This is a genomic window from Streptomyces sp. NPDC058653, from assembly GCF_042716895.1.
Taxonomy (GTDB): domain Bacteria; phylum Actinomycetota; class Actinomycetes; order Streptomycetales; family Streptomycetaceae; genus Streptomyces.
In genome coordinates, this window is sequence record NZ_JBHXRM010000002.1 from 81,720 (window position 1) to 91,184 (window position 9,465).

The window sequence follows — 9,465 nt, forward strand, 5'->3', positions numbered from 1 at the left end:
GCGACGGAACGGTACTCGTGGCCGCCGCGCCGCCCCACCGAAATACCGCGTCCTGGCCGTGCGTGGTCCGTGTCCAGCCCCTGCCGGGCGTGCCGGGTTCTTCTCGTACGGGCGGCGAACCGACACCGTACGCTCGGTGTACACCGAACGTACGTTCATGGCGGCCGGACCGGCACACCGCCCTTGACGTGCTCTTCCGGGAAAAATCCCGGGCCATGACCCGGTCCCGTCCGGGTAGCGTGCCGAACATGGCCGACCTTGAGCTGCTCCGCCTCGATCACGCCCCCGCACTGCTCGCCTTCGAGCAGGAGAACCGGGCCTACTTCGCCGCGTCGATTCCCGACCGGGGTGACTCGTACTTCGCCTCCTTCGCCGAGCGGCTCGGCGATCTGCTCACCGAGCAGGCGGCCGGACTGCTCTTCTTCCATGTGCTGGTGAGCGGCGACGGCGCCGGCCCGGCCGAGGTGCTCGGCCGCTTCAATCTCGTCGATGTGAAGGACGGCTCGGCCGAGCTCGGATACCGGGTCGCGGAGAAGGCGGCGGGCAAGGGTCTGGCGACGGACGCCGTCCGGCGGCTGTGTGCGCTGGCCGCCGGGACCTACGGGCTGACGTCGCTGCGTGCCAGGACGACCCTCGACAACCCCGCCTCGCGCGCCGTGCTGACGCGGACGGGATTCGTGGCCACCGGCGACATCGACATCAGCGGGCGCCCGGGAACGAGCTACATCCGCACGCTGAGCTGAGCGCCCAGCTCCCGGAAGCCGAGGGCCGCCGCCACCCGCCGGGAGGGGTACGGCCGGGCCCGCCACTGCGGCAGCAGACCGGTGTCGAGCGCGTGCGCCACCGCCGCCGACGCCACGATCCGGGCCAGGCCCCGGCGGCGGAGGCCCGGGGCGACGAGGACGCAGACGTGGGCGACCGACCGTGGCCAGAGCGCGTAACCGGCGGCGGCCACCACGTCCCCGCCGTCGCGCAGCACGAACGCGGGTGAGGTGATCTCCTCCAGACCGCTCTCGTCCGCGTCGGCCGTCCCGACGGCGGTCAGCAGCTCGGCCAGCGGCGCGGCCGGCCCTTCCGTCGGCGCGGAGTGGTCCCCCGTCGCCGGCTCGACGGCGAGGCTGAGGCGGTCGCCGGCGCCCGACCGCTCGGGAAGCGCGGGTACGAACGTGTCCCGGCCCCGGTCCAGATAGAAGAGCGCGGCGGGCCCCAGTACGTCGAGTGGCGGGGCCGTGGCGCCGAGGGCCTCGCGGAGCCTGGCGGGGTCGACCAGCTCGGCCGACGAGAGGTGTCGAGCCGCCCGGCGCAGGGCGTCGGCGCCCCGCGTGTCGGGCGCGGTGACGACGGCGGCGTCGCCGATCCGTACGATCCCCGCCCATCCCGGCGGACAGAGCAACGAGTCGGGGGCGACCACGACATCGGCGGGGGAGGTGAACTCGACCTGGACACCGGCGAGTTCGGTCCACAGCGCACGTGCGTGGGTCATGGCCGGAGCGGCGGGGGCGGGGACGTGGTGGTCCATGCGGTGACGGTAGGACGGGAGAGGGGTGCGCCGCGACCGACTTGGCGGAGTTTCACCCGACCCCGCGGGAGGGCGCCGGATATTCACGGCGAGGTGCCGGGCGCCGGAACTAGCATGCGCCGCTATGAGCACCGACCCGCCCGCCGGCCCGCCTGCCGACTCGCCCGCAGACCCGGCCCGTATCGACCCGGCCGGTATCGACCCGGCCGGTATCGGCCCGGCCCCTGTCGATCCGTACCGTATCGACATCGCTCAGAGCGAGCTGGACGATCTCCACGAGCGGCTCGACCGCACCCGCTGGCCCGACGAACTCCCGGGCGCGGGCTGGGCGTACGGCATGCCGGGCGACCCGCTCCGGGAGCTGGCGCACCACTGGCGGCACACCTACGACTGGCGGGCGGCGGAGGCCGAGCTGAACCGCTGGCCGCAGTTCACCACCACCGTCGACGGGGCGCACATCCACTTCGCCCACGTCCGCTCGCCCGAGCCGGACGCGACGCCGCTGATCATGACGCACGGCTGGCCGGGCTCGATCGTCGAGTTCTCCGATGTGGCCGGCCCGCTCACCGACCCCCGCGCGCACGGCGGCGATCCGGCGGACGCGTTCCACCTGGTGCTGCCGAGCATCCCCGGCTTCGGTCTCTCGGGCCCCACGCGGGAGAAGGGCTGGGAGTACCGGCGGGTGGCCGGGGCGTTCGCCGTGCTGATGGAGCGGCTCGGATACGAGCGGTACGGCGCGCAGGGCGGTGACTGGGGAGCGGCCGTCTCCCGCGAACTGGGCCGGATCCGGCCCGGCCGGGTCATCGGCGTACACCTCAATCTGCTGCCCGGCGGCGGCGCGACGCACGAGCCGACCGAGACGGAACTCGCCGCGCTCGGCCCGGAGGAGCGCCGGCGTACGCGGGCGTCCTGGGAACGGGGGCGGGAGTTCGCCCGTGACCGCCAGGGGTACGCGGACATCCAGGCGACCCGGCCGCAGACCCTGGCGTACGGACTGAACGACTCGCCGGTCGGCCAACTGGCGTGGATCGCTGAGAAGTTCCACGAGTGGACCGACACGACGGACGGCCGCCCCTACGGCGGGGTCGACCGCGACCGCCTCCTCACGAACGTGATGCTGTACTGGCTGACGGGCACCGCCGGTTCGTCCGCCCGCATCTACTACGAGCGGGCGCACGCCGGTTACTGGCCCTCGCCGCCCGAGCCGTCCCCGGTCCCGACCGCGCTGGCCGACTTCCCGCACGACAACTTCATCCCCCTGCGCCGTGTCGCGGAGCGGACGAACAACATCACGCGATGGACCTCGTACGACCGGGGCGGCCACTTCCCGGCGCTGGAGGTGCCGGAACTGCTGGTGGCCGACGTACGGGCCTTCTTCCGCACGCTCCGCACGCACGGCACGCTCCGGGGCTGACACGGCCGGAACCTGGTCCCAAGGTCCCTGCCGCCCTCCGCCCATCGCCCGATGAGCCTTGCGGGAGCCGGGGTGATCCTGGGGGCTCGTCGAGGAAGCGGTGGAGGAACCATGCCGGTGGAACAGGTGGACTGGGTCGAGATCCCGGCCGGGGTGCTGCTCCGCGGGACGCCCGCCGACGAGGTGGCCGAGGTCGCGCGGCGCTACGCCGACACCGGGGTGCCGGTGGAGTGGTACCGCAAGGAGGCCCCGCGTACGGAGATCCCCGTCCCGGCCTTCCGGATCGCCCGCACACAGGTCACCGTCGGACAGTGGACGCGCTTCGCGCGGGCCACGGGCAGAGCGGTTCCGGGGGCTCCGGCGGACCATCCGGTCACCGGTGTCGGCTGGGACGACGCGCTGGCCTTCTGCCGCTGGCTCGGCGAGCGGCTCGGGGGTCTTGAGGTGCGGCTGCCGACCGAGGACGAGTGGGAGCGGGCCGCTCGTGGCGACGACGGCCGGGAGTTCCCCTGGGGCGACGAGTACCGCACCGGCCTGGCCAATCTGGTCGACCTCGGTGTCGGCACCACGATGCCGGTCGGTTCGCTGCCGGAAGGCGCGTCCCCCTTCGGGGTGCTCGACATGGCCGGCAACGCGGACGAGTGGACGTCGACCCTCTACGCGCCCTACCCGGGCGCGCCCGGGGAGGTGCCCCGTATGGAGGACTGGGCGTTCGACCCGCACGTCACGCGTGGGGGCGCGTTCCGGCACGACCGTGACCTGGCGCGTTGCGCCCGTCGGCACGGCGCGTACGAGAAGGACCTCGTGGCGATCGGCGTCGGCTTCCGATTGGCGGCACCGGCGGGCGCGAGCTGAGGCGGGCGGGAACCGAGGCGGGCGGGAGCTGAGGCGGACGGGAGCTGAGGCGGGCGGCTTCGGTGGACCGCGCCGTACGCGTCAGGACGTTCCCGCCGTACGGGCCCGCGGTCAGTGCCTGGCGACCCGCTCCCTCTGCTCCACCCGCTCCGCGAGGAAGTCCTCCCAGGTCCGCGTGCCGAGGTCGGCGCCGGCGAGGGCCAGATTGTCCTCCGCCCGGTAGGCGCGGCCCACCTTCCCCGGAACCGGGAACGGCAAGGTCGGCCGCCGGGTCGGCCGGCCGTGGCCGCGCGCCTGGAGGTAGCCGCGGATCAGCTCCGCCAGGCCGTACAGCTTCGGCCCGGCGAGGTCGGGCACGCGGCCCGCCGGTTCTCCGAGCGTCAGCTCCACCAGCCGGGCCGCCACGTCGCGGGCGTCGACCGGCTGCGCCCGCACCCCGCCGGGTGACAGCACCACCGGCAGTCTCGCCAGGGCGCGCGTCGCGGTGAGGACCAGGTCGTTGAACTGGGCCGCCCGCAGCGTAGTCCACGGCAGCCCGGATTCCTCCACCGCCCGCTCGGCGCCCCGCTTCGCCCTGAAGTAGCCGAGCGGCATCAGGTCGGCGCCGATGACCGAGATGAGGACCAGGTGCCGTACGCCGCCGACGCGTGACGCCGCCGCCACCAGATTCCGGGTCGCCTCCTCGTCCCCCTTGGCGGCGCCCGCGAGATGCAGCACCGTGTCGGAGCCGTCGAGCGCGCACTCGATCCCGTTCCCCTTGAGCAGGTCGGCGGTGACGTACTCGACACCGTCCCGTGAATCGTGGCCCCGGCGGCTCAGCACCCGCACCGGGTGGCCGGTGTCGCGCAGCAGCGGTGTCACCAGGCGTCCGAGGGTGCCCGTGCCGCCGGTGACCAGGATCGATGACGTCATGGCTTCTCCAAGCTCTCGCGGACCGGGTCTCTGCCGGTCACATCGACTGGGTCGAGGGGGTCTACTTCAGTGACACCGGGCGAAGGAGGAATGTGACAGATGGACGAGAGCAGTCGGCTGCTGGACCGTTTCGAGGAGGACCGCCCTCGTCTGCGCGCGGTGGCCTACCGGATGCTCGGGTCCGCGAGCGAGGCCGACGACGCCGTTCAGGAGACCTGGCTGCGTCTCGACCGCGCCGACACCCGTGAGGTCGGGAATCTGCGGGGGTGGCTGACCACGGTGGTGGCGCGGGTGTGTCTGAACATGCTCCGTACGCGCGCCTCGCGGCGCGAGGAACCGCTCGACGCGCCGGACCGCGCACCGATCGGAGCACGGGGTGGCGCGGGCGGCCGGCCCGGTCCGGACGGGGGGCCCGGCGGCCGGAGCGACCGGGGCGACCCCGAGGAGGAGGCGCTGCTCGCCGACTCGGTCGGGCTGGCCCTGCTGGTGGTGCTCGACACGCTGGCCCCGGCCGAGCGGCTGGCCTTCGTGCTGCACGACATGTTCGCCGTGCCCTTCGACGAGATCGCCCCGATGATCGAGCGCACCCCGGCGGCGGCGCGGCAGCTCGCGAGCCGGGCGCGCCGCCGGGTCCGGGGAGCCTCGCCCGTAGCGGAGCCGGATCTGGCGCGCAGGCGCGAGGTGGTCGAGGCCTTCCTCGCGGCCTCGCGGGGCGGGGACTTCGAGGCGCTGGTCGCGCTGCTCGACGCGGACGTGATCCTGCGGGCCGACCGGTCGGCGGGCCCGACGCGCGGGCCGATCACGCTCCGCGGCGCGCAGAACGTCGGCAAGGGCGCGTCCGTGGCGGCGGAACGGGTCAGGTTCACGCAGCCCGCCCTGGTGAACGGCTCGCCGGGGCTGGTGATGGCTCCCGGCGGACGGCTGTTCCTCGTTCTCGCCTTCACGATCGCGGACCGGAAGGTCACGGAGATCGACATCATCGCGGACGCGGAGCGTCTGGCCGGGGTGGAAGTCGCGGTGCTGGACGCGTGAGGCCGGGGACGGGGTGTCCGCCGGGGACCGGGTGCCCGGGGTAGGCCGATCGACCGACGGGACAATACAGGCATATCGTTGTAATTGACACCTCGGTCCGGCGTCAGGAGTTCATCATGGTCGAGGGACTGGTCATCGGGGTCATCGCGCTGGTGTGCGTGTGCGCGATCTACGCGCTGTCGGCGGCCCGGGTCGTCAAGCAGTACGAGCGCGGCGTCGTCTTCCGCCTCGGCCGGCTGCGCGAGGGCGTCCGGGGGCCGGGATTCACGCTGATCGTGCCGTTCGTGGACAGACTGCACAAGATCAATATGCAGATCGTGACGATGCCCGTCCCCGCGCAGGACGGCATCACGCGCGACAACGTCACCGTGCGCGTGGACGCGGTCATCTACTTCAAGGTGGTCGACGCGTCGGACGCGCTGATCCGGGTCGAGAACTACCGGTTCGCGGTGTCGCAGATGGCGCAGACGTCGCTGCGGTCGATCATCGGCAAGAGCGAACTGGACGATCTGCTCTCGAACCGCGAGAAGCTGAACCAGGGCCTGGAGCTGATGATCGACAGCCCGTCCGTCGGCTGGGGCGTCCAGATCGACCGGGTCGAGATCAAGGACGTGTCGCTGCCCGAGACCATGAAGCGGTCCATGGCGCGCCAGGCCGAGGCGGACCGTGAGCGCCGCGCGCGGGTGATCAACGCGGACGCGGAGCTCCAGGCGTCGAAGAAGCTCGCCGAGGCGGCCCAGGAGATGGCCGGCCAGCCCGCCGCGCTGCAACTCCGGCTGCTCCAGACCGTGGTGGCGGTCGCCGCCGAGAAGAACTCCACCCTTGTGCTGCCCTTCCCGGTCGAACTGCTCCGCTTCCTGGAGCGCGCGACGCCGGCCGAGGCCGAGCAGGCGGTACGCGCGGTCTCGGACGTGGCGGAGGAGGCGCGGAGCCCGGAAGCGAAGCCGGAGGTGGTACGGGAGGAGCAGCCGGAGGAGCGCGAGCCGGAGAAGCTTGGGCCGGAGAAGCGGGAGCGGCAGAGGCAGGGCGTCTGACCCGCGCGGACGAGCAGGCCGGGGGTCAGTCGCGGCGCGCCGCCCACACCTCGCGTTCGGTGCGGACCGTCAGGTCGTCGCGGCGCAGGATGCTGTGGGGGCCCTCGGTGTCCAGGAGTCGATCGAGAGCGGTGAGGTCCTCCGCGTCCAGCCCCTCGGCGACACCGCCGCGGATACGGGTGAGGCTGCTCAGCGCGTAACGTCCGACGGCCTCTGAGCGCGTCGGACCCAGGTCGACGGTGATGGTGCGTTCGCCCTCGACGGTGAACCCGGCGGCGGCCAGCTTGGACCCCCAGTCGGCGCCCCGGTGGGGCAGATGCTCGGCATGGTGGCGGTCGAGCGCGGCATGGCAGCGGTCTTCGAGGCCGGGGCGGTCCGCCGGGGCGTCCGGGGGCAGGAAGCGCGGGAAGCCGGCCAGTTCCACGACGGCGAACAGCCCGCCCGGGGCGAGCGCGCCGTGGACCTGGCGCAGGGTGCGGTCGGGGTCGGCCATGTGGTGCATGGAGGCCGAGGCCCAGACCAGTTCGGGAGCGCCCAGCTCCGGCCAGGTCCCGTCGAGGTCGGTCCGAACGGTACGTACCCGGTCGGCGAGACCGGCCTCCTCCGCCTTGTGCCGCAGGCGGTGCAGATGGCCGGCCGAGGAGTCGACGGCGGTCACCTCGGCGTCCGGGAAGCGCCTGAGCAGGGCGAAGGTGCCGGCCCCGGTGCCACAGCCCAGATCCACGATGCGGCGGGGATCCGACCTGACGGGCAGCCAGTCGATGATGGAGGCGGTCTGTTCGCCGAGCACCTCGGCGTCCAGGTCGAGGATCTCCGACTGGTCGTCGGGGTCCTGGGGCGCTCCGTGCGCGTGCTCGTGGGCCGGGTGCGGGGAGGTGTCTGTCATGGCGCCCACGCTAGGGGGATCACGGGCGTAGGGCCCGGTCGCTTCCCGGAAGAGCAAGAGGGTGCCGCCTGGCCTGCTCGCCGCGCAAGAAACCGGCGTACGGGCCCCATCACCCGTCGCTCGTGCTCCCTCCGCCGTCCGTGCCCCCTCCGCCGTCCGCGCCGCCGTCGTCGTCGCGTTGGTGGCCACGGCGTGCGTCGCGGTCGAAGATGCCGAGGATGTCGCACGGCCCGCCCTCGGCGCCGAGGGCGTGCGGAAGCATCGTCGGGAACTCGGCGGCCTGGTTGGTCTCCACGCGGAACCGCCGGTTGCCCAGGAGCAGGACGGCCGTGCCGGACAGGACGACGAACCACTCGCGGCCCGGGTGCGCGCGCATACGCGCGGGGCTGTCGGGCGGCGGGTCGGTCAGGCGCTGGCGTACGACGGTCATCCCCGGGTCCGCCCTCACCGGCCAGCGCATCCGCTGACGCGCGGCGTCGATCGTCGGGCTGGAGATGACGTCGTCCGCCGCCGTCTCGACGAGCTGGTCGAGCGTGGTGTCCAGGGCGCGGGCGAGGGTGACGAGCTGGTCCAGGGCGAGACGCCGCTGACCGTTCTCGATCCGGCTGAGCGTGGAGGGGCTGAGCCGGGCGCGGCCCGCCAGCTCGTCCAGGGACCAGCCCAGCGCCACGCGCAGCGCGCGGATCCGTTTGCGTACAAGGCTGTCGAGATCGCCATCTTCTTGCGTCATGGGCAACATGCTATGCCTCGTGCGCAACCTCTGCCTACTGTCGGCGGCACGGGCCCGGCTCGGAGCCCGTACACCCGAGGACAGCACAGGAAGAGGTACGCGGATGACCGCGACGACTTTCGAGTCCGTGACCGACGCGCTGGACGACGGCTCCGGCGCGACCGTCGACGCCGTGGTGATCGGCGGCGGAGCCGCCGGTCTCAGCGGCGCGCTGATGCTCGCCCGCTCCCGCCGCTCGGTCATCGTGATCGACGGCGGCGCACCCCGCAACGCGCCCGCCGGCGGCGTGCACGGTCTGCTCGGCAGGGAGGGCGTCCCCCCGGCGGAGCTGCTGCGGCGCGGCCGGGAGGAGGTACGCGGCTACGGCGGCAGGGTCGTGGCCGGCCACGTTGTCTCCACTGTCCCCTCGGCCCCCTCCGCCGGCGGTGATCCGCGCTTCACCGTCACGCCGGCCGACGGCGACGCCGTACGGGCGCGCCGGCTGCTCGTCGCCACCGGTCTGCGCGATGTCCTGCCCGACGTGCCCGGACTGGCACGGCACTGGGGGCACGGCGTGGTGCACTGCCCGTACTGCCACGGCTGGGAGGTGCGCGACGCGCCCATCGGGGTCCTGGCCGTGGGCCCGGCGTCCGTCCATCACGCCCTGCTGTTCCGGCAGTTGACCGACGACCTCGTCTACTTCACCCGGGGCACCGACCTGGACGAGGAGACCCGGGCGCGGTTCGCCGCCCGGGGTGTCCGGGTCGTCGACACGCCGGTGGCGGCGGTCGAGTCCACCGAGGACGGCGGAATCGCGGGCGTGCGGCTGGCCGACGGGCAGGTCGTGGCGCGCGGCGTTCTCGCGGTCGCGACCGGCATGCGGGCGCGCACCGAGGGCCTGGCCGGTCTGGCCCTCCCGACGGAGGACCTGCCCGGTGGCATGGGCGACCACTTCGTCACCGGCCCGGCCGGCACCACGGAGGTCCCGGGCGTCTGGGTCGCCGGCAACGCCGCCGACCCCAGCGCGCAGGTCGGCGCCTCCGCCGCCGCGGGCGCGCTGGCCGGCGCGCACATCAACGCCGACCTCGCCACCGCCGACACCGA

10 protein-coding genes are annotated in these 9,465 nt (G+C 73.6%); 6 read left to right on the forward strand and 4 right to left on the reverse strand.

Annotation, left to right across the window (positions count from 1 at the left end; translation table 11 throughout):
* Positions 1–248 precede the first annotated feature (248 nt).
* On the forward strand, positions 249–743 hold the full coding sequence (locus ACFWU9_RS02070; RefSeq protein ID WP_384313953.1) for a GNAT family N-acetyltransferase: 495 nt from the start codon (positions 249–251) through the stop codon (positions 741–743).
* On the opposite strand, the gene ACFWU9_RS02075 is transcribed toward ACFWU9_RS02070, so the two are convergent.
* Complete coding sequence (locus ACFWU9_RS02075; protein WP_384313955.1) at positions 722–1,519, reverse strand: GNAT family N-acetyltransferase; 798 nt, start codon at positions 1,517–1,519, stop codon at positions 722–724. The two genes, ACFWU9_RS02070 and ACFWU9_RS02075, sit on opposite strands and share 22 nt — an antisense overlap.
* Before the next feature lie 124 nt (positions 1,520–1,643).
* Here ACFWU9_RS02075 and ACFWU9_RS02080 point away from each other — a divergent pair, with 124 nt between their 5' ends.
* Both ACFWU9_RS02080 and ACFWU9_RS02085 read left to right on the forward strand, forming a co-directional pair.
* On the forward strand, positions 1,644–2,933 hold the full coding sequence (locus ACFWU9_RS02080) for an epoxide hydrolase family protein (protein WP_384313957.1): 1,290 nt from the start codon (positions 1,644–1,646) through the stop codon (positions 2,931–2,933).
* A 111-nt stretch (positions 2,934–3,044) separates the two neighbouring features.
* The gene (locus ACFWU9_RS02085; RefSeq protein WP_384313959.1) at positions 3,045–3,788 is read left to right on the forward strand and encodes a formylglycine-generating enzyme family protein; all 744 of its coding nucleotides are present in this window, start codon (positions 3,045–3,047) and stop codon (positions 3,786–3,788) included.
* A gap of 111 nt (positions 3,789–3,899) precedes the next feature.
* Here ACFWU9_RS02085 and ACFWU9_RS02090 read toward each other — a convergent pair whose 3' ends face one another.
* Positions 3,900–4,700: an SDR family oxidoreductase gene (locus ACFWU9_RS02090; protein ID WP_384313961.1), complete on the reverse strand. Its 801-nt coding sequence runs from the start codon at positions 4,698–4,700 to the stop codon at positions 3,900–3,902.
* Positions 4,701–4,799: 99 nt separating this feature from the next.
* On the opposite strand from ACFWU9_RS02090, the gene ACFWU9_RS02095 reads away from it, so the two are divergent.
* Both ACFWU9_RS02095 and ACFWU9_RS02100 read left to right on the forward strand, forming a co-directional pair.
* A complete protein-coding gene (locus tag ACFWU9_RS02095) occupies positions 4,800–5,732 on the forward strand; it encodes a sigma-70 family RNA polymerase sigma factor (RefSeq protein ID WP_384313963.1) in 933 nt (310 codons plus the stop codon).
* 116 nt (positions 5,733–5,848) lie between these two features.
* Positions 5,849–6,766, forward strand: coding sequence for a slipin family protein (locus ACFWU9_RS02100; protein ID WP_384313965.1), 918 nt, complete (start codon positions 5,849–5,851; stop codon positions 6,764–6,766).
* A 25-nt stretch (positions 6,767–6,791) separates the two neighbouring features.
* Here the strand turns inward: ACFWU9_RS02100 and ACFWU9_RS02105 are convergent, their stop codons facing one another.
* Together ACFWU9_RS02105 and ACFWU9_RS02110 are read right to left on the reverse strand one after the other, a co-directional pair.
* On the reverse strand, positions 6,792–7,652 hold the full coding sequence (locus ACFWU9_RS02105; RefSeq protein ID WP_384313967.1) for a class I SAM-dependent methyltransferase: 861 nt from the start codon (positions 7,650–7,652) through the stop codon (positions 6,792–6,794).
* Positions 7,653–7,761: 109 nt separating this feature from the next.
* Complete coding sequence (locus ACFWU9_RS02110) at positions 7,762–8,382, reverse strand: helix-turn-helix domain-containing protein (protein ID WP_384313968.1); 621 nt, start codon at positions 8,380–8,382, stop codon at positions 7,762–7,764.
* A gap of 103 nt (positions 8,383–8,485) precedes the next feature.
* Here ACFWU9_RS02110 and ACFWU9_RS02115 point away from each other — a divergent pair.
* Positions 8,486–9,465: NAD(P)/FAD-dependent oxidoreductase (locus tag ACFWU9_RS02115; protein ID WP_384313970.1), on the forward strand; the 980-nt coding region annotated here is incomplete at its 3' end.

What these genes read in the sequence shown, in the direction of transcription:
- ACFWU9_RS02070 (WP_384313953.1), top strand. Translation starts at nt 249, where the DNA reads ATGGCCGACCTTGAGCTGCTCCGCCTCGATCACGCCCCCGCACTGCTC.
- ACFWU9_RS02075 (WP_384313955.1), bottom strand. Translation starts at nt 1,519, where the DNA reads ATGGACCACCACGTCCCCGCCCCCGCCGCTCCGGCCATGACCCACGCA.
- ACFWU9_RS02080 (WP_384313957.1), top strand. Translation starts at nt 1,644, where the DNA reads ATGAGCACCGACCCGCCCGCCGGCCCGCCTGCCGACTCGCCCGCAGAC.
- ACFWU9_RS02085 (WP_384313959.1), top strand. Translation starts at nt 3,045, where the DNA reads ATGCCGGTGGAACAGGTGGACTGGGTCGAGATCCCGGCCGGGGTGCTG.
- ACFWU9_RS02090 (WP_384313961.1), bottom strand. Translation starts at nt 4,700, where the DNA reads ATGACGTCATCGATCCTGGTCACCGGCGGCACGGGCACCCTCGGACGC.
- ACFWU9_RS02095 (WP_384313963.1), top strand. Translation starts at nt 4,800, where the DNA reads ATGGACGAGAGCAGTCGGCTGCTGGACCGTTTCGAGGAGGACCGCCCT.
- ACFWU9_RS02100 (WP_384313965.1), top strand. Translation starts at nt 5,849, where the DNA reads ATGGTCGAGGGACTGGTCATCGGGGTCATCGCGCTGGTGTGCGTGTGC.
- ACFWU9_RS02105 (WP_384313967.1), bottom strand. Translation starts at nt 7,652, where the DNA reads ATGACAGACACCTCCCCGCACCCGGCCCACGAGCACGCGCACGGAGCG.
- ACFWU9_RS02110 (WP_384313968.1), bottom strand. Translation starts at nt 8,382, where the DNA reads ATGACGCAAGAAGATGGCGATCTCGACAGCCTTGTACGCAAACGGATC.